A 17,935-nucleotide genomic window follows, 5' to 3' on the forward strand; every position below is an offset into this window, starting at 1 on the left:
AAACGCGGCGCTCTCGGTGCCGCGTTTTTGCGTTGCAACAATATTTTCCCGCGACCCCCTGCTAACGGGCGATGGCATTTCGGTCGGCTTCTCTGTATGCCACTGGAATAAGGCATCGGGGCCGCGCTGCTCGCGGGCTCAGCAAAAAACACAGGGGAGGAAATATGCGTAACCTGATTTTGGCTGCTGCATCGGTCGCGGCATTGGCACTGACGGGGCCGGTGTCGGCGCAGTCGCCGATCATCATCAAGTTCAGCCATGTCGTTGCGCCGAACACGCCGAAGGGTTTGGCTTCCGAGAAATTCAAGGAGCTCGCCGAGAAATACACCGGCGGCAAGGTGAAGGTAGAAGTCTATCCGAACTCGCAGCTCTACAAGGACAAGGAAGAGTTGGAGGCGCTGCAGCTCGGCGCGGTACAGATGCTGGCACCCTCGAACGCCAAATTTGGACCGATCGGCGTCAAGGAATTCGAGGTGTTCGATCTGCCCTACATCCTTCCGGATCTCGCGACGCTGCGCAAAGTCACCGACGGGCCGCTCGGCGCCAAGCTTCTGAAGCTGCTCGACGCCAAGGGCATGACCGGTCTGGCCTATTGGGATAACGGCTTCAAGGTGATGAGCGCCAACAAGAAGCTGATTAAGCCGGAGGACTACAAGGGTCTGAAATTCCGTATCCAGTCATCGAAGGTGCTTGAGGCGCAGATGCGCTCGCTGGGTTCGATTCCGCAAGTGATGGCGTTCTCCGAAGTCTATCAGGCGTTGCAGACCGGCGTCGTGGACGGTCAGGAAAATTCCTGGTCGAACATCTACACCCAGAAAATGCACGAGGTGCAGAAGTACTTCACGGTCACCAACCACGGTTACATCGGTTACATCGTGGTGGTGAACAAGAAATTCTGGGATGGGCTTCCTGCCGATATTCGCACGCAATTGGATAAGGCCATGAAGGAAGCCACCGCCTACGGCAACGGTCAGTCGGCGAAGGAAAACGATGACGCGCTTGCGGAGGTCAAGAAATCCGGCAAGAGCGAGATCATCACGCTGACGCCCGAGCAGGATGCCGCCATGCGCAAGGCGATGGAGCCGGTCTACAAGGACGTGGCGAGCCGGGTTGGGCAACCGCTGATCGACGAGTTCCTCAAGGAGACGAGAGGCGCAACGAACTAACACACATCAGGGGCTTCCGTGCTTTGGCACGGAAGCCTTTTTGTGTCTGGGGGTCTGCGGCCGCGATGGCCGCATGAGGGATCGGCAAGGTCATCCACACTGGTTCAGGGATGATCCGCACGGGGGAGTTTATGTTTCTTCGCATCCTCGATCGACTTGAGGAGCTGCTGATCACGTTTCTGATCGCTGCGGCCACTGTGATCATTTTCATCGCGGTGGCCCATCGCTATCTGGTCGGCATTCCGTTGCTTTATCCGCTGCTGTTCCCGATCAATCTTTCATGGGCGCAGGAGCTGTGCATCTTCATGTTCGTGTGGATGGCGAAGTTCGGCGCCGCCTATGGCGTGCGAACCGGCATTCATGTCGGCGTCGATGTGCTTGTGAACAAGCTCAACCCACCCTGGCGCAAGGGCACAATCCTGTTCGGTCTGCTGTGTGGCGCGCTTTTTACGGCCGTCGTCGGCACCATGGGCGCGAAATTCGTCTATGGACTCATGTACACCGACCAGGTGACGCCCGACCTCGAACTGCCGAGCTGGATTGTCTATCTCTGTGTTCCGCTCGGCTCCTACCTGATGTGTTTCCGCTTCCTGCAGGTGGCCCGTAGCTTCTGGCTCACCGGCTATTTGCCCCATCACGACGAAACTCAGGTCGAGGGCATCGACGTCAACGCCCCCGCCGCCGGCGCCGCGGGGATCACCCGATGAGCGCTGCTCTTATCTTCGGACTGCTGATCGTGCTGATGCTCACGGGCATGCCGATCTCGATTTCGCTCGGCCTGACGGTTCTGTCCTTTCTGTTCTTCATGACCACGGTGCCGATCGAATCCGTGGCGCTGAAGCTCTTCACCGGTATCGAGAAGTTCGAGATCATGGCGATCCCGTTCTTCATCCTGGCCGGTAATTTTCTCACCCATGGCGGGGTCGCGCGGCGAATGATCGAGTTCGCAAGGACGATGATCGGCCACTGGGCGGGCGGATTGGGAATTGCCGCTACCATGGCGGCAGCCCTGTTTTCAGCGGTGTCGGGATCTTCACCGGCGACCGTTGTGGCAATCGGATCGATCATGTTGCCGGCCATGCTGTCGGTCGGTTATCCCAAGCGCTTTGCCGCCGGAGTTATCGTCACCGGCGGCGCCCTCGGCAATTTGATTCCGCCTTCGATCATCATGGTGATCTATGCCGTGTCGACGGGCGGAGCGGTTTACTTCGGACCGGCCGGCGAGAGGGTCGGCTCGGCGTCGGTCGGGCAATTGTTCATGGCCGGAATGGTGCCGGGTGTGATCCTGGCGATCATGCTCTCCACCACCACCTGGTATCGCGCGTGGAAGAACAAGTATCCCCGGATTGCGAAGGCGACGTGGGCCGAGAGCTGGCGCGCCTTCCAGGAATCGATCTGGGGCATTTCGCTGATTGTCGTGGTGCTGGGCGGCATCTATCTTGGCTGGTTTACGCCGACTGAAGCCGCAGCCATGAGCGCGGTGTACGCCTTCCTGATCGAAATGTTCATCTACAAGGACTTGCAGTGGAAGGACGTGCCCAAGGTTCTGCTCGCCTCGGCGAACATGAGCGCGATGATCCTATACATCGTTACCAACGCGGTGCTGTTCTCGTTCCTGATGACGAGCGAACAAATTCCGCAAGCGATGTCTAACTGGATTACCGACAGCGGCATCAACTGGATCACCTTCCTGCTGGTGGTCAACCTGCTGCTGCTGCTCGCCGGCAACGTGATGGAGCCGTCCTCGATCGTTCTGATCATGGCGCCGATCCTTTATCCGATCGCGGTCAAGCTCGGCATTCATCCCGTCCATTTCGGCATCATCGTCGTGGTCAATATGGAAATCGGCATGTGTCATCCACCCGTCGGCCTCAATCTCTATGTGGCCTCCGGAATTGCCAAAATGGGCATCACCGAATTGTCGATCGCGGTGCTGCCATGGCTGATCACGCTTTTGGTTTTCCTCGGCCTCGTGACCTACATCCCGGAATTGTCGCTTTGGCTGCCGCGCACGCTCGGCATGCTCTGAGGGACTTCGATTCATTTGACAGCCACGGATTACATCTTGGTGAGAGACGACAGTCTTTCCAAACTGTAAGTTGATTGCGCCCTGGCTGGCGCCCATCTTCGTGCAACCTTCAAAGGAGGCTCACATGAAGAAGTTTGCAATCGCCGCCATGGCGGCGCTCGCCATCGCCGGCTCGACCGCGGCCTACGCCCAGCACCGTCCATGGTTTAATCAGCATACGCGAATAAACCCCGAGGACAGGGCGGCCTTCACCGACGCGCGCATTGCCGGCATCAAGGCCGGCCTCAAGCTCACGCCCGATCAGGAAAAGCTGTGGCCGCCGGTCGAAGCCGCGGTGCGGGATTTCGCAAAACTGCGAATCGATCGCGCCAACGCCCGGATGACTGCACAGCGCGATGATACACGGGATGCGCAGAAGCCCGAGGACCCGGTGGCGCGCCTACGCGAGCGCGCCGACAACATGGCTACCTCCGCGGCAGCGATGAAGCGTATCGCGGACGCGGCTGACCCGCTCTACAAGACGCTGGACGATGGCCAGAAACGCCGCCTCGCGGTCCTGACGCGCGGAGGCGGAGGCTGGCGGCACCACGAATCCATGCGCGGCATGGACGGCGACCGAGGTGGCAGGGATCAGGGCCGGGGCGATCGGCTCTAGTCTGGCTAGCCGCGCGAACGTCCCATCGCCGAAAGTTGAAGAAAAGCCGCTGGATTCCGGCGGCTTTTTCGCTTTTTCTGCCCTTGCCGATGACCGGGGAATACCCCGGCGGCTTGCTGGACATCGGGGGGGTGCTTTGCTAAATGACGCCCTCTTGCGAAGGCTTTCCGGGGCCGGTTCCGGGCGCATAGCTCAGTTGGTAGAGCAGATGACTCTTAATCATCGGGTCCCAGGTTCGAGCCCTGGTGCGCCCACCAGCCCTTTCAAGAGCTTAGCCGGTTTCACCGTTTGAGAAGCATCGATTAAAACGGTTTTTCAAACGGTGTTTTTTCGGATGTCGGCGGACGTCTACTCCCGACAATGTGATCGGCAGGGTCGGGCGACAAAGCGGCTCGAAGAACGGCTTCTTGCTTATTCGGAAGCGGAACCCATTCACCACGCGCCGAACGAGCATACCGCCAGTTCGAATCCCTCTCCCTCCGCCAGCACACCCGAGATAACCTATTCTCCGGAAGACCTCTTTTGGCAATTTGGCCCAATATCCGCAGCCATTCGAATTCACGCACTGAACCGCGGAAGGGCAAGAAACATCTCATTATTCTCCAAAACGCCGGTTTTTCTCCGAACCTCTGGACTCTGCCCATTCGGTACGGTTCTCGAAAGTTGATCATTTCGAGATACTTATAAGCCTCACCGGAAAACGGTTTGGCCAGTCTCTCTCGGATAGGCGAAAGCCTCCTATTTCCAACTATTCATCGCGGACTTTGCAACGTCTTTATGGGGAGATGCCTATTGGTATGGCCGAAATGGCGGCACGCTAAGCTTTTGGTTTTGATTGTGGTGCGTTAAGGCGCGGGATTTCGAAAAGTGGTTTCGCTGCTACCGTTGTTGGACGCATGCTCGGCGAGATTGTCTCAATCGCGTCCGATTTCTAGGCGCGCGCGAAAGTTGTAACGATGTATGGTGCGCGTGCACAGGAGAATCGCGGATGGACGGCGAAAAAGCATGGGACGATTCGCCAGGGGAGTTCTTGGCCGGCTTGTCCAGGCACCTTTGCGGGAAGGAAGGCGTAGATATTGAGCTTGCCGATATTCTGAGGGTTCACCTTCTACAGGGATGCCCGGCTGCTGATGCTGTTGAACAGGCGAAGGCTGCAATAGTTAAGCTCGCGGTCGACCGGGCAAACGTTCCGTCAGCAGAGGGTGCCCATGTCTGACGCTCCCTATTTTATCCAGATGCTAGGGCTCTCCGGGTTTCGGGCCTTTCTCCAACCAAAGACGTTCGATTTTAGCAACAAGCGTTGCCTTGCGATTTTCGCGCCGAACGGTAGCGGCAAATCCAGTGTCATCGACGCGCTGGAGTTCATGTTCTCGAAGGACGGGACGCTGGATCGTCTCGGAATCCGGACCACCAACAATAACGCCGGCTTTGTCGCCCTGGCGCACAATCTTGCTGAAGACGCCAAGCTTGCTCCTAGCGTTAGCATCGATTTCATCGCGGGGCAGACTGTTACGAGCGGAAGCCGATTAGCTTCTGGCCCGAAACGACCAATGCCTCCCAGCGCTATGGCCGTAGACGACTGCCTCACAGTTACTCCGATTATCCGCGGGCACGTGTTGCGGGCTTTCGTCGAAAACCACACACCCGAGCAGCGGTATGGGGATGTTGCGAACTGGTTACAGCTTGGGCCGCTGGTCGAAGTTCAGAAAAACTTGCGCGCGCTGCGTTCGCAAATCAAAGCCGCAGCCGAAGATTTGACTGCGCAACAGGGTGTAGAGCGGCAGCTTGCCAAGGAAACGGTCAACGCCGTCCCAGCTTGGGAGGACCAGGATGTATTAACCCATGCCAACAGTTTCATCCTTGCGCCGCTTGATATAACGCTGGCCTTCAAGGCGTTAAGCGTCACGGATCCCATGTATGTCGAATTGACCAACCGAGTGATCAAAGAAGAGCACCAGGTAGGGCTCGTCGGCCTGCAACAGATTAGACAAGCTGCAGCGGCTCTCTGGAACGAGTTTCCCAGAGGAGGGAGCGATGAAGCGATCGTTGCTGGCGCCATCCCGGACTTTGAAACTGCGGCGGCTAGGCTGTCGAAGGCGATAAAGGTCGAAGCGGACGAACGTGGCAAAGCCGCGAGTGCGGCTTTTCAAGCTCTGTGGAAAGCTGCAGAGCCGGTTTTTGCGGAGGGCAGTTCGAGCGTTGAGGAATGCCCAATTTGTACGACGCCGATCAAGGAAACTAAAGCTGAAAGCGTTGATGGAATCCGCGGGCACATCGTGAAACACCTCGCAGAATTGGCCGACTATGCCGCCGCCAAGTCCGCACTTGACGATACCAATACGTCGTTAAACAAGGCCCACGATAGGCTAGTAATCGCTCTCGTGGGGCTCGCTCATCTTCTCGGGGACGAGAAGGATCTAAGCGCCCGCCTCGGAAGTTATCGAGCCGCTATTGAGGCTTGGGCGACCGGCGCTCCCCCCGCTTCAGCGGACTGCGTCGAGGCGATAGCCGCCCTACTTGCTAGATTAGACACGAAGATAGCTGGAATTGAAACAAGGCAAGGTAATCACACCTACACCAAAGCCAAGTCCAAGCTTGATCGCTTGATAGAGCTGAAAGCCGAACGTCTGCTGGCGATTCGGACCCAAGAGGAATTAGCGAAACTCTCAGACGAGTTAACGGCGCAAGGTGCGACGATCTCCGGTGAAATCCGTAAGAAGGTTCAGGTTTTGCTGGATAAGCTACAGAAGCCGATGAACGACATTTACAAGGTGATCCAGGGAACGGGAGCCACTCCTATCCGTCTCGAGCTACCGGCTGAGGACGACATAAACCAGCAACGGCTTCACCTCGTGATTGACTTTGCGAAGAACCGGACTGGTGTAGCCCCGGGAGGTTACCTGAGTGATTCACAAATCCATTCGGTAGCACTGGCCCTACGGCTGGCGGCAATCAAGCGGTTCAATCGGTCCGCACCGATCATCGCTCTCGACGATGTTGTCACCTCATATGACGCAGACCATCGTCGAACGATTGCGGGGCTTCTCGCTGCAACGTTCAGCGATTGCCAGATCCTTGTCACTACGCATGATGAGCGTTTCTTCAACTACTTGAAAGATCAGCTTGAGGCCAAGGATTGGCTCTTTACGAGAATTATCGGTCTTGACCCAGCGTACGGCCCGCGCTTTGCGGATCACAAGGTGACTGACGATATGATTGAGGCACGATGGACCGACGGTGAGCTTGCAGCCAACGAGATACGACAGGCTGAGGAAGAGTGGCTGCTAGGAATTTGCCGTGATTTCGGCGTGAGCGTACGGATTCGGCCTTTAGAGAAAGCGTACTCTTATGAGAGAAGCGAACTCGCATCGGCACTTGCAAGCGTTCTTAGGGACGCAAAGTTGAACCCTCAACTCGTCGCTGGCGTCAATAACCGCTTCCTCGACAGTCTGCAAAAGGGAGAGATCGAGAATTTTGGAAGTCATTTTCAGGACGGTCCTTACGGAGACGGCTCGATCGGCGATGAGCGCGCCAGGTGGAATGAGTTCAAGGCATTTCGCGGGCAGTTCGCTTGCCCAAAATGCAAGCGAACCAAGTTTAAGAGGCCATTCACCCTCAAGAAGCCGGTCTGCGCCCACGCTGCGTGCGAGGCTCAGTTCGATTTTGTGCGCACTCCGGTCGCTGGAACGGCGGCAGGTGGAGACCCAAAGCTGCGGGTGATCTAACCATGAGCGGGCGGGGCACAGCGGGAGGCGTCGTCTTCCAGGCTGAAATAGGAGCGGCGGTAGCCGGTCTGATCCTTGCCGAGCGCGATCTCGCCCGGCTTGGCTCGGGCTTGCCTGGTCTGCCGCAGCGAGTGCTTTTCGAAACGCCGACTGCGGTCGATGACGTCATCATCGAGACGGATGTCGGAGAGGTTTATGTTCAGGCGAAGCGCACCATTTCCCTATCGTCGAAGGATGATAGTGGACTCGCGTCGGTGGTGGACCAGTTCGTTCGTCAGTTTCGAAGTGGCATTAATGAGAACGGCTCAAGGCGAGACCTCGACCCCGCGCGCGATAGACTCCTTCTCTCGGTAAGTGACAACACTGTGGCGACCGTTGCGAACCATCTGAAGGAGGCCTTGGACCGGCACCGGACAGGTGCGGCTACGGCCATGCCGCGCAATCTGCTTAACGCACTGAAAGTCTTCAGCCGCCAGATCGATGCTGCTTGGAAAAAGGTTGCCGGCGTCGCAATTTCGGTGCCCGAGAGGAACGCCGTGCTCCGGATGTGCTCCGTCGCACTATTTGCGGATGGTCAACGACAGCTCGCTGTCGAAGCCCTTCGGGACGTCGTTGCAAAGCCAGGCAACGAAAAAACCGTCTTTGAACTTCTAGAGAATTGGGCCGCGGCGGCGTGCAAGAGTGGCGTCGGCGGTGATGCAGGCGCAATTAGGCTTGCTCTTGCAGGCAAGGCCGATCTCTCAGAATCCCCCAGCTACGCGGCTGACGTAAAGAAACTTCTCGCCTATTCCGCAGATGTAAGAGAGCGGCTCCGGCGGTTTACAGAAATCCCGGCTCCTGAGGGAAACGTCAGTATCGACCGCCCTGTGGCTGAAGTCGTAGCGGCCGCCACGCGATATGGCTCACTCGTTATTACGGGTGACCCTGGAGCAGGCAAATCCGCCGTCCTACATCAGGTCGCTAAGAGGCTTTCCAAGGCGGGCCCCGTCATTGCCTTCAGCGTAGAGGCTGGCGCGACCTCATTGGACGCTCTTCGTGCTGAAATCGATCTTCAGCACTCCCTCCTTGGGGTCCTGAAGCAGCTCCCCGGTAATCGTCCGGCGTATCTCGTTCTTGACGCCCTCGATGCGGTGCGAGGAGGTCCGGCGGAGGCAACTTACAAGCGGCTAGTCGAGGAAGTTAGCCGGATCCCTGGATGGCATGTGGTCGCTTCGGTCAGGTCTTTTGACCTGCGGCTCGGACGGGAATGGCGACGCCTCTTTCCCGGCAACGCATATACAAGGGCTCATTCCGACGCAACGCTTCCTGGGGTACATCATGTTCATATCAGTCTACTCGACGAAGGGGAGAAGGCTGACCTAGCGTCCAAGTCGCCGACCTTGGCGTCAGCAGTCGAAGCTGGCGGCGCTAAGATGGATGCGCTCTCGCGCAATCCGTTCAACCTGGCGCTCTTGGCGGATCTCCTGCGGGGAGGCGTCGAGGCCAGTTCGCTTACCACTGTCGCGACCCGGGGCGAACTGCTGGAAAGATATTGGCAGGAGCGGGTTCTCGATCTCGGCTTAGCGGCCACAACTAGCCTGAAAAGCGTCGTCGACCAGATGGTCGCCAATCGCACCATAGATCTTGCCGAAACGAAGGTTCTTGTCCCGGCCGCCCAGATGGTCGACGAGCTTCAGCGAGCCGGCGTGCTTGTCACCGCGTCCAATCATCGCATCGGGTTCCGCCACCACGTTCTTTTCGACTATGCGGTCGCTCGTTTGCTCCTGTTCGCCGATGTCTCGGAAGCCTTCGAGCATGTGAAGAAAGATCTTGGCGCGGGACTCCTGATTTCGCCATCGCTCGGCTATTGGCTCGAACATCTCAGGAAGCAGACGTCGGCACTAGACTACTGGAACACTATCGCGCGGCTGGTCACCGACTCCTCCATCGACCCAATTGTCAGAGTCGAAGTCGCTAGGCTGGCTGTTGAGGCGGCGGTCGACGAGGCTGGCCTTCGGGATCTCGCGACGGTGCTCACAAGTCCAGATGCCTCCCTCGGTAAGGCGTTTGGACACTTGGTCGGTGCGCTGCTTACGAAGTTGGTTTCGAAAGAGCCCTTTTCCGTCGAGCCCTGGGCCAAGCTCCTCGGCATGATGACTTCACCGAAAGAAGACCAACTCGGTAGCATGCGAGCGCTTATCGGCGTCGCGTTGGATGCTAACCCAAGCACTGAGGCTTGCAATAACCTTGGCGTCGCGGCTCGCACCATCTTCGATGCGACGACGACGAACCCGAATCTCATCGGCTGGTTATCGCCCCACATTGTTCCCTATATCGCTCGGACATACGCGACCGATCTGGCGGCCTCACGCGCTCGCCTTGAGATGGTCATTAATGGCGAGCGATTTGATCGTTTTGGCTACGTCGAAGTGCCCTGGCTTGCCCAGCATGTGGCCGATATCGCGCCGCACGATCTCGACTTTGTTGTCCAAGTCTATGCTCGGGTCTTTCGCGGTGGCGAGTTCAGCCGGGATCAAAAGACGTCAATGTCCGGGAGTTGGATTCTGTCACTGACTTCCAACGCAGCTCAGGACTTCGGCATGGCCACGCATTCGCTCTCGACTGCATTCCCCAAGATCCTCTCATCTCATCCGACGCTAGGTTTGCGGGCTCTCGCAGTGACGCTTCGCGGCGAGCAAGAAAAGAACCATCCATTGATAGAGCAGCAGGAAGCTAAGTCGTTCCCTGTGGCGGGTACACAGTTCGACTTCTTCGCGGATCGCAGCTCAGTATGGGGTTGGAATGCGGATGACGATCGCCATGACGATTATGCAAAAATATTCCGAGCCTATCTGGATTGGTTGCCGGAGGCGGACCCTCAAGACCTAGTGGCGGCTCCAGAGCTAGTCCTTTCAGAGACCGGGATCGGTATAGCATGGAGAGCTGTCTTTGAAGCCGGCGCTAGGCGTCCTGAAGTGCTCGGCGCGAAACTCTGGGAAGCTGCAACGTCGGAGCTCGCGCTGAAGTGCGAGGATACGCGCCAGAGCGCGATCAATCTGATGGCGGCGGCCTCGAAGAATCTGGATAAGGATAAGCTTAGCGAGGCGGAAGATCGTTGGCTGTCGCTGCAATTCGAGGATTACACTAACCCCGAGCGAGCTCGCGTAAGCCTACTTGGCAAAGTGTTTGACGCAATCGGGCTCGATACCCTCCAGACCGAAGCTGCACGCAACCTATTGATCAGTGCGAAGGAACAGGGTCTGACGTTTAATAACGACAAGCCCTTCCAGATTCATACCACCTGGCGTCCGCGGGGCCACTGGCTCGAGCACGAAGGGGTAGACATTAAGGCTCCTGCTGTCGCGAGGCTTGTGAACCTTAGCACGCGCGTGAAGGACGCGCTAAAGAAGGCAGAAGACAGCAAGCGCGCGAGAGCCAACGTTACCGTTTGGAACGCGACCGCGAAGCTATGGAAAGCCATCGATGCCCCTGGCGCAGCAATCGATGCTCATGTCGATCAAGAGGCTTCTGACGCTCTAGCGGAAGGTCTGGAACATTCGATTAGAACAGGAGCTGTTCCCGAAGATGAACGCGATGCCGCGATCCAGAGGCTGCTGAAGATCACCGAACATCCCGATCCCGAAACTAGCCGAGAGATTGAGGAGCAGTTCGCGCGGTCGCCCTCATGGGGCTCACCTTCGCCACGCATCCAAGCGGCTCAAGCTATGACGAGCTTAGTGCGGTTTAACGGAATGTGGTCTGTACTTCGTGAGCGCATGGAGCGGCTCGTTGTCGATGATCCTCACCCTGCCGTACGGTTTCACCTGGTGCGGGCAATCCCTTCCATAATGCACTACAGTGCTGATGCGGCGTGGTCGCTCGTCGAAAGGATCGCCGAAAAGGAGACCAACGCCAGCATCATTCATCAGCTCGGCCACTGCCTGTATCATCTTCGAGGAAAGGATGACGAGCGCATCGAGCGTATCGTTCTCGATATTGCGGAACGACATCCGCAGGGCGACGGGCACGAGGATGCGATCACCGAGGCGATCATCTACTTTGCGATCGAACGCGAGCTGCCGGCTTCGATGGTGAAACTCGCTGCATGGGTCGACAAATACCAAGAACAGGAGGAGCGGCTTCTCGTCGTCGTATTCGACCTTCGATCCAGGAGCTTGAGGGGTTTCGACGGCGGCAATGTTAACGACATCGCTGTGCGGCACCGGGCTCGAGCATTCATCGAAGTATTAATTGCCAAGATTGAACCCGCAGTTCGAGCGTGGCCGTTGCGAGGAGGCGATCCCACCGCCGAGGAGAAGAGCGCCTTCAAGATTTTCAGCTCGATCGCCGACCAGCTGTATTACGGAATTGGTCACGGAGAGAAACTCCCGCCTTGGCTCGAGCCATCCGACGTGCAGCGCGCTTTTCTGTCGGAGACGGCTAATTTAATCACGAAGCTAACGACGCTAGGTAGCCCCGCGGCGGTTCACCATCTCATGGAGCTAGTTGGTAAATTGGTGGCTGCCAATCCCGAGCTTTGCTTCGAACTCTTTAGCGAGGCAATGCTGCGGACAACAGGTGTCGCGAAGTATGAGTACGAGAGCATGGGAGCAGATCGCTTCGTCGACCTAGTTGGTCGATATCTGGCCGACTACCGCTATCTATTTGATGATGAAACCAGGCGTCGAAAGCTCATCGACTGCATGGCAATCTTCGTCGAAGCCGGCTGGCCTTCTGCTCGCCGACTCTTTCAGAACCTGCCCGACCTCCTAAAGTAGAAGCCGCTGTATAGAGGGGAGCAGCGGGGCGTTTAGGGTAGGGGCGCTCTTCATATAGGTCGGCCGTCGGCTACGCCAGTTAAGTGCCGAAAAACCTGATACCCTTTCGCCGCGCCACCGAAGCGTCAACCGGCTGTCAACCTTGTCAACCTTGTCAACCTTGTCAACCTAACTTTTCTGGACCTGCGGCTACCGAATTGGCGGGGTCCGAATTACCCGCGGTCGCGCCCAACCGCCAGAGGGACCCAAGCTTTAGGTGAAGCCTAAACGCTTGCGTTGCGCACGCCAGTCGGCCGGGAGCGGCTTCAGCAGCGATTGCAACTCTAGAGTCCGTGGCTGCCGTCCATCCAGGATGGCCTCCACAATGTCTGGGGCGAGAAGCGTCAACCGCAGGACGCGGCACAGGTAGGATTCGTTGATGCCTTCGGTCCGGGAGAGTTCGGCCGCCGAGGTGTACCTGCCGGTCTCGATCAGCCGTCGCCATAGGTGGGCCTTGGCGAGGGCGTTGATGAGGCTGTTATCGCAGCGGTTAGCGCGCGGCTGCCAGTTAGCGGTACCGGGCGGGACTACGATCTGCTTCCGCCCGCCGCGCTGCATGAAGGCGATGGGCACGGAGACGACCAGCACGCGATCGTCACGCTTTTCGCTGGTTCTGCCGGGCGTGCTCATGCAGCCTTCCCCAGGTCGGCGGCTAGGCTCTTCATCTCGGTCACTAACGAGGTGAAGCCCGCGATCAAGAGATGCACATCGACCTTGGTCGGGAAGATCACCACCCGGTCGACCAGAAGGCTCGTGATGCGTTGCTGCTCGGCCGGGAACAGTTCGGACCAGACGTCGTCGAAGCCCACCAGCGCCGCCCGTATCTCGCTCTCGGTCAATTGCGATGGGGTACCGCGCAGCTGTTTCCAGGTTGCCACGATGACCTCGGGGGAAGCGACCATCCGCCTGAACTGGCCGATCACGATCTCTTCGATTTCGCCCGCGGGCACGCGCATCGAGGTAGCGCCGGCCGATGCCCCGGCTTTGATGAGCCGCTGGCTGATATAGTAGCGATAAAGGCGACCTTTACGCCGCGTGTGGGTTGGGGACATTGCGGCGCCTGCCGCGTCGAAAATGAGACCCTTTAACAGGGCAGGGGTCCGTGCCCGGCTGCTCGCCCCTCGTTTGCGCGGACTTTCCCGAATGATGGCCTGGACGCGGTCCCAGAGCTTCCGGTCGATAATGGCCTCATGCTCGCCGGGATAGGCGACGCCCTTGTGCACTGCGTCGCCGACGTAGGTCCGGTTCTTGAGAAGCTTGTAGAGCACGCCTTTATCGATTGCCTGGCCGTACCGGTTGCGGACGTCCTTCTGCCGGAGTTCATGGGCGAGACGAGTAGCCGACTTCAGGACCAAAAATCGCTTGAAGATCGAGCCGACGGTCGCGGCGTCGGCCGCGTTCACAACCAGCTTACGATCCCGGACCTCGTACCCGAACGGGGCCCAGCCACCCATCCACATGCCCTTCTTGCGGGAAGCGGCGAACTTGTCCCGGATTCGTTCGCCAATGACCTCGCGCTCGAACTGCGCAAAGGTCATCAGGATGTTGAGATGCATTCGCCCCATCGCGTCGGTCGTATTGAACGACTGGGTGACGGAGACGAAGGTGGTCTTATGACCCTCGAACAATTCGATCAGTTTGAGGAAATCGAGCATCGACCGGGAAAGCCGGTCGATCTTGTAGACCGCGACAACATCGATTCGTCCGGCGTTGACGTCCGCCAACAATCGCTGGAGGGCAGGGCGCTCCATCGTGCCGCCGGAGATACCACCGTCGTCATAGCGGTCGTCGACCTGTACCCAGCCTTCAGCCCGTTGGCTCACAATGTAGGCTTCGCAGGCCTCACGCTGAGCATCGAGCGAGTTGAACTCCATCTCGAGCCCCTCCTCGCTGGACTTGCGGGTGTAGACCGCGCACCGAATTTTCCGGACGATCGATTTCATCATGATGGGCTGCGCTGTCCCTTCAGCCCAAAGAAAACGAGACCGTTCCAACGGGTGCCTGTAATTGTGCGGGCGACGGCCGACAGGGACTTGTACGGGCGGCCCTGGTATTCGAAATCGGCGTCGCGCACCGTCACCTGGTGTTCGACGCCCTTCCAGTCGCGGATCAGCCGGGTGCCGGAGATTGGCCGATCGCCGGCAGGCCGCTTACCGGCTTTCGGGCCCTTGGTCGGAAGTTCGCCGGCTGCGGCTTTCAGGCGGCGGTGGACGTCGGCCGATAAGCCGCCATCGGCCAGCTCCTGCAGGCGGTAGGCCAGCCGGCTTTCCAGGAAACGCCGGTTGTAGGGCGGGGGCTCGGTCCCAAACAGCTCCCGCCAGCGGACCTTCAAGGCACCGGCGGGAGCCAATTTTAGGGCCGAAATTTGCGCCAAAACGCCTTCAGGCATCGGTCATTCTCCGTTTCGAAGAGGTCGGATAACCGCTCTGGAGAGCCGAAGTGTCGAGTGAACTATCTCCCCGGTGATCGGATAATTCGCTTGCCTTACGGGCCTGTATGCGGCTGACCGCCAGCGCCAGAAGTTCGGCGATTTCCTGAAGTCCCGTTTGCTCGGAATTTTCCGCCCGTGTGCGAATAGTCATCGGTACCTCCGAGGAGGCCGATGTCACGGCTTCGTGCTCGTATCCAGATCTTTTTGCGATGAGGAGTAATGGAGCGAAAAAGAAAGAACTCTATTGAAACTGAAATCCTGAAATCTAAACTTCGCTCGCTCTCTCGAATCGCTTGCTGCCAAATCTGATTCGCGTGGAGCACGGGGCATGGAAGCCATGGAACAGATAGTCGTCATACCGCTGAAATCGGCCTTTCGTGTTTGGGGAAGATTAGCTCTCGAGGAAGCTTATCGATTCAAGCTTGAACTCGAGCTGACAGAGTCCGGTACCGAAAAGGCGTTCATATTGGCGTTCAAGTTTCGCTGTTTCCTCGAGATTGCGCGAGGGACCGCCTGGAGGGAGTTGTTCTGGGGATTGCAGGAAGTTTCGGGCCTCCGCGCGCTCGTTGGCCCCGAATCTCAGCGCGAGGTAATCGATCCAGAGTTGCTCAAGACGTTGTTGCCCGATCACGAACGTTCATCGGCAAAGAATGATCGGGTTGCATTTCTTGATATTCAAATCAGAGGGGAGCCACCCCTGAACTGGCCCGCTGCGATCGGCAGAGACGAGTTTGTCTGGGGCCCGTTCGATAGTAATTTCATCCAAGTGAACGACTACGAAAACGTCGTTTTCAATGGAGAATCGATTCAGCTCCAGCCAACACAAGCGGGCATGATCCGCCAGCTTCACAACGCGTACTTGGAGGGACGCCCGGACCTCGCAATCAAGCGGCTGGTGCCTAGTGGCCACATCAGTAGCTATTTCAAAGGCCAGAAAGCTAAGTTGCTGCGATATCCTAAGCGCGGCTTTGTGCAGCTTAATCTCGACTGACAGCAGCACACCACCAAAAATTTTAGAACGACCCGCTTTCGTCATCTTCCTCAAAGGACCGACGCGGAGGATAAACAGAAGGCATCCATACAACCTGATGAATCTTGCCATCGACAATTGCGAAATCGATAAATCCGGGTATGCCGTCTTCGCCCCGAAACCTAAGCCAAGCCTGGTAAGGCTTCGAACCTACGTAGACGGGGCGCCGTCCCGATGCGAGAGCATGCCTCCCGAAATCAGTGTAAACAGCTTGATCTGCCTGTCGGGTTTTTTCCTGTTGCTCATTGGGAAGAGATTTAGAGAAGGGCTTATTAAGATCAGTCTTGATTCCTTCTTTATTATTACCGCTGTTCCTTGAGTGCAGCGGCTCGGGGCGAGGCGGCTTAGGCGCAGCGGTAATGGAATGGGTTGGTATGTCGCGAATGATGTAATTCAGGGTCGTGAACCGGTTAAATTCGTCGCGCCCCTGCCTCTCGTCGCGCTCCACGTAACCAGCGGCGATGAGTTCTTCCAAACAGCGCTTGAGAAGTTTGCGGCCGATACCAAGCTTTTGTTGGAGCTGATCGTGACGCGCTTGCCAGTTCGGCGGTCGCGAAAGAAGATACCCGAGTAAACCTTTTGCTTCGATGGAGAGTCGATCGTCTTCAAAGATCGAGTTTGGAACAGGCGTAAAGCGCCCCTTATGCCTATGCCGGATGATCATACCAGAGCCGGCAATTGGCCTTTTACGTGTTCGTCCTAATCCGCGGGCTCTCACGCCGTTCTCTTCCATTGGGTCGCCACCTCAGGCGCATAGTGCGCCGGCGCCGCGGATGCCCGGGCTCAGCCGTACCGCCATGACTTTGGAGGCTTGGGATTATCGCTTTCCATCGTCGGGTAGGTGTTTGTTAGCGCGCTCATAGGTTTCGACATCGTCGAGCGGGTAGACGACCCTACCTCCCAGCTTCAGGTAAGGCGGTCCCTTCCGCTTCCAGCGCAGATTTTCAAGGGTTCTCGGGCTGAGATTCCATCGCCGGCCAAGTTCAACCTGATTGAGGTGACGCATGAATCGTTCTCCGTATTTCGAAGAACGTGCAAGAACAGGGAAGGAAATGCATCAGTGCTAAATCAGCAAAATCTAAGCTGGTTGACGAGCCGGCCTGATTTTTGAGTTCGCCTCAACAAAGTGAGGCTGTTCTACAAAGGGCATGGCGTTAACCTGGGCGTTAACCGCGTTAAGCTAGGTTTTTTGAGATTTGCGCTACCGAACGGGAGCGGTCCGAACCCCCCGCACCGGTTTGGAGCGCCGAAGGGACCCGGCATAGGCCGAGCGCCGGCCTGCACTTCGCAACCGCACTGAGCTCGCGGTGTCTTTCATCACAATCGATCTGCTTTTGGATGTCCGCTGTCGAGGTGAAAGACCTCGGTCGGCCGTCGGCGCCATCGTGCCAGCGGTAGCCCCGTTTCTTCAGTTCGTCTTTCAACTCGAAAGGAGACTGCTCAGCCCAAATGCGCATGGTCTTGCGCCGCGGTCGTTCAAGGAGAATTGTGAGAGCGGAACGATTTAGTTTCGGAAGGTCTGAAGCGAGGATTTCGATGAGGGCGCGGCAATCGTCAATCGCTCGATGTGCCTGGTGAAACAGGCCGACACCAGCCAGCAGGTAAATCACGGCTGGCTGTCGCGAGTCGACGAGCTGATGGCCTCGCCGGGAACCGAAGAGCGTAAATACTGCCGCGCGCTTGAATATTTCCACCGTGCCTGGGCGCTTGATCCGCGTCACCGTTTTCCGCTGTTGTTCATGACGATGGATTCGGTTTTCGGGGATGCAAGTCGCGCCTTTTGAGGAACGGTCGCCGTCAGGTCGCAAAAAACATATTGAACCCGTCAAATGGTCACCATTACCGAATGTCCGTTGGCCGTGCCCGCACGAGGGGGCAAAGGCGGGGACGAGGATCTTACGCTTCGTGCAGGATTGACCGCAGGCGCCGCGCCAGGTCTGCCAGGCGGAACGGTTTGTCGATAATCGGAAACTCGTCCACCGCTCGATATCGTTCCAACACATCCCCTGCGTAGCCCGAGGTGAGCAGGACTTTGATGTCTTTGTTCCGCTGTCTGGCTTCGCGGGCAAGCTCAACGCCATTCATTCCGTTCGGCATCACGAC

The 17,935-nt window shown here is 57.7% G+C and carries 15 protein-coding genes, 1 tRNA gene and 1 pseudogene; 10 read left to right on the forward strand and 7 right to left on the reverse strand.

Features of this window, described 5'->3' with window-relative positions; all coding sequences use genetic code 11:
- Window positions 1-164: 164 nt before the first annotated feature.
- The 8 genes from N554_RS0133730 (at window position 165) to N554_RS0133765 (ending at window position 12,332) form a co-directional block, all read left to right on the forward strand.
- On the forward strand, window positions 165-1,166 hold the full coding sequence (locus tag N554_RS0133730) for a TRAP transporter substrate-binding protein (RefSeq protein ID WP_029587479.1): 1,002 nt from the start codon (window positions 165-167) through the stop codon (window positions 1,164-1,166).
- A 131-nt stretch (window positions 1,167-1,297) separates the two neighbouring features.
- A complete protein-coding gene (locus N554_RS0133735) occupies window positions 1,298-1,873 on the forward strand; it encodes a TRAP transporter small permease (RefSeq protein ID WP_029587480.1) in 576 nt (191 codons plus the stop codon).
- A complete protein-coding gene (locus tag N554_RS0133740) occupies window positions 1,870-3,195 on the forward strand; it encodes a TRAP transporter large permease (RefSeq protein WP_029587481.1) in 1,326 nt (441 codons plus the stop codon). The genes N554_RS0133735 and N554_RS0133740 overlap by 4 nt, the downstream gene beginning before the upstream one ends.
- A gap of 124 nt (window positions 3,196-3,319) precedes the next feature.
- Complete coding sequence (locus tag N554_RS0133745; protein WP_036054992.1) at window positions 3,320-3,850, forward strand: Spy/CpxP family protein refolding chaperone; 531 nt, start codon at window positions 3,320-3,322, stop codon at window positions 3,848-3,850.
- Between the two features lie 181 nt (window positions 3,851-4,031).
- Window positions 4,032-4,107: transfer RNA gene (locus N554_RS0133750), tRNA-Lys, on the forward strand.
- Between the two features lie 731 nt (window positions 4,108-4,838).
- Window positions 4,839-5,066 carry a hypothetical protein gene (locus N554_RS0133755; RefSeq protein ID WP_029587483.1) on the forward strand — a complete coding sequence of 76 codons (228 nt, stop codon included), beginning with the start codon at window positions 4,839-4,841 and terminating at the stop codon, window positions 5,064-5,066.
- On the forward strand, window positions 5,059-7,575 hold the full coding sequence (locus N554_RS0133760; protein ID WP_051677848.1) for an AAA family ATPase: 2,517 nt from the start codon (window positions 5,059-5,061) through the stop codon (window positions 7,573-7,575). The genes N554_RS0133755 and N554_RS0133760 overlap by 8 nt, the downstream gene beginning before the upstream one ends.
- 2 nt (window positions 7,576-7,577) lie before the next feature.
- Window positions 7,578-12,332, forward strand: coding sequence for an NACHT domain-containing protein (locus tag N554_RS0133765; protein WP_029587485.1), 4,755 nt, complete (start codon window positions 7,578-7,580; stop codon window positions 12,330-12,332).
- A gap of 252 nt (window positions 12,333-12,584) precedes the next feature.
- On the opposite strand, the gene N554_RS0133770 is transcribed toward N554_RS0133765, so the two are convergent.
- The 4 genes from N554_RS0133770 to N554_RS40685 are packed head-to-tail and all read right to left on the reverse strand — an operon-like array spanning window position 12,585 to window position 14,953.
- On the reverse strand, window positions 12,585-13,001 hold the full coding sequence (locus tag N554_RS0133770; RefSeq protein WP_029587486.1) for a hypothetical protein: 417 nt from the start codon (window positions 12,999-13,001) through the stop codon (window positions 12,585-12,587).
- Entirely contained in the window at window positions 12,998-14,317 is a 1,320-nt protein-coding gene (locus tag N554_RS0133775) for a recombinase family protein (protein ID WP_029587487.1), read from the reverse strand. The genes N554_RS0133770 and N554_RS0133775 overlap by 4 nt, the downstream gene beginning before the upstream one ends.
- On the reverse strand, window positions 14,314-14,760 hold the full coding sequence (locus N554_RS0133780; protein WP_029587488.1) for a DUF2924 domain-containing protein: 447 nt from the start codon (window positions 14,758-14,760) through the stop codon (window positions 14,314-14,316). The genes N554_RS0133775 and N554_RS0133780 overlap by 4 nt, the downstream gene beginning before the upstream one ends.
- Window positions 14,753-14,953, reverse strand: coding sequence for a hypothetical protein (locus tag N554_RS40685; RefSeq protein WP_156042252.1), 201 nt, complete (start codon window positions 14,951-14,953; stop codon window positions 14,753-14,755). The genes N554_RS0133780 and N554_RS40685 overlap by 8 nt, the downstream gene beginning before the upstream one ends.
- A gap of 177 nt (window positions 14,954-15,130) precedes the next feature.
- On the opposite strand from N554_RS40685, the gene N554_RS0133785 reads away from it, so the two are divergent.
- A complete protein-coding gene (locus N554_RS0133785; protein ID WP_029587489.1) occupies window positions 15,131-15,793 on the forward strand; it encodes a hypothetical protein in 663 nt (220 codons plus the stop codon).
- 22 nt (window positions 15,794-15,815) lie between these two features.
- On the opposite strand, the gene N554_RS37695 is transcribed toward N554_RS0133785, so the two are convergent.
- The gene (locus N554_RS37695) at window positions 15,816-16,565 is read right to left on the reverse strand and encodes a hypothetical protein (RefSeq protein WP_156042253.1); all 750 of its coding nucleotides are present in this window, start codon (window positions 16,563-16,565) and stop codon (window positions 15,816-15,818) included.
- 84 nt (window positions 16,566-16,649) lie between these two features.
- Window positions 16,650-16,838, reverse strand: coding sequence for a helix-turn-helix domain-containing protein (locus tag N554_RS39345; RefSeq protein ID WP_081851547.1), 189 nt, complete (start codon window positions 16,836-16,838; stop codon window positions 16,650-16,652).
- A gap of 568 nt (window positions 16,839-17,406) precedes the next feature.
- Here N554_RS39345 and N554_RS40690 point away from each other — a divergent pair.
- The gene (locus tag N554_RS40690) at window positions 17,407-17,616 is read left to right on the forward strand and encodes a hypothetical protein (protein ID WP_156042254.1); all 210 of its coding nucleotides are present in this window, start codon (window positions 17,407-17,409) and stop codon (window positions 17,614-17,616) included.
- 112 nt (window positions 17,617-17,728) lie between these two features.
- Here the strand turns inward: N554_RS40690 and N554_RS0133810 are convergent.
- A pseudogene (locus tag N554_RS0133810) lies at window positions 17,729-17,935 on the reverse strand (response regulator); the annotation flags it as partial.

The organism is Bradyrhizobium sp. URHD0069, from assembly GCF_000701345.1.
Lineage (GTDB): Bacteria > Pseudomonadota > Alphaproteobacteria > Rhizobiales > Xanthobacteraceae > Bradyrhizobium.

Excerpts from the sequence above, each read along its gene's own strand:
- N554_RS0133730 (WP_029587479.1), top strand. The coding sequence starts at position 165 with ATGCGTAACCTGATTTTGGCTGCTGCATCGGTCGCGGCATTGGCACTG.
- N554_RS0133735 (WP_029587480.1), top strand. The coding sequence starts at position 1,298 with ATGTTTCTTCGCATCCTCGATCGACTTGAGGAGCTGCTGATCACGTTT.
- N554_RS0133740 (WP_029587481.1), top strand. The coding sequence starts at position 1,870 with ATGAGCGCTGCTCTTATCTTCGGACTGCTGATCGTGCTGATGCTCACG.
- N554_RS0133745 (WP_036054992.1), top strand. The coding sequence starts at position 3,320 with ATGAAGAAGTTTGCAATCGCCGCCATGGCGGCGCTCGCCATCGCCGGC.
- N554_RS0133755 (WP_029587483.1), top strand. The coding sequence starts at position 4,839 with ATGGACGGCGAAAAAGCATGGGACGATTCGCCAGGGGAGTTCTTGGCC.
- N554_RS0133760 (WP_051677848.1), top strand. The coding sequence starts at position 5,059 with ATGTCTGACGCTCCCTATTTTATCCAGATGCTAGGGCTCTCCGGGTTT.
- N554_RS0133765 (WP_029587485.1), top strand. The coding sequence starts at position 7,578 with ATGAGCGGGCGGGGCACAGCGGGAGGCGTCGTCTTCCAGGCTGAAATA.
- N554_RS0133770 (WP_029587486.1), bottom strand. The coding sequence starts at position 13,001 with ATGAGCACGCCCGGCAGAACCAGCGAAAAGCGTGACGATCGCGTGCTG.
- N554_RS0133775 (WP_029587487.1), bottom strand. The coding sequence starts at position 14,317 with ATGATGAAATCGATCGTCCGGAAAATTCGGTGCGCGGTCTACACCCGC.
- N554_RS0133780 (WP_029587488.1), bottom strand. The coding sequence starts at position 14,760 with ATGCCTGAAGGCGTTTTGGCGCAAATTTCGGCCCTAAAATTGGCTCCC.
- N554_RS40685 (WP_156042252.1), bottom strand. The coding sequence starts at position 14,953 with ATGACTATTCGCACACGGGCGGAAAATTCCGAGCAAACGGGACTTCAG.
- N554_RS0133785 (WP_029587489.1), top strand. The coding sequence starts at position 15,131 with ATGGAAGCCATGGAACAGATAGTCGTCATACCGCTGAAATCGGCCTTT.
- N554_RS37695 (WP_156042253.1), bottom strand. The coding sequence starts at position 16,565 with ATGGAAGAGAACGGCGTGAGAGCCCGCGGATTAGGACGAACACGTAAA.
- N554_RS39345 (WP_081851547.1), bottom strand. The coding sequence starts at position 16,838 with ATGCGTCACCTCAATCAGGTTGAACTTGGCCGGCGATGGAATCTCAGC.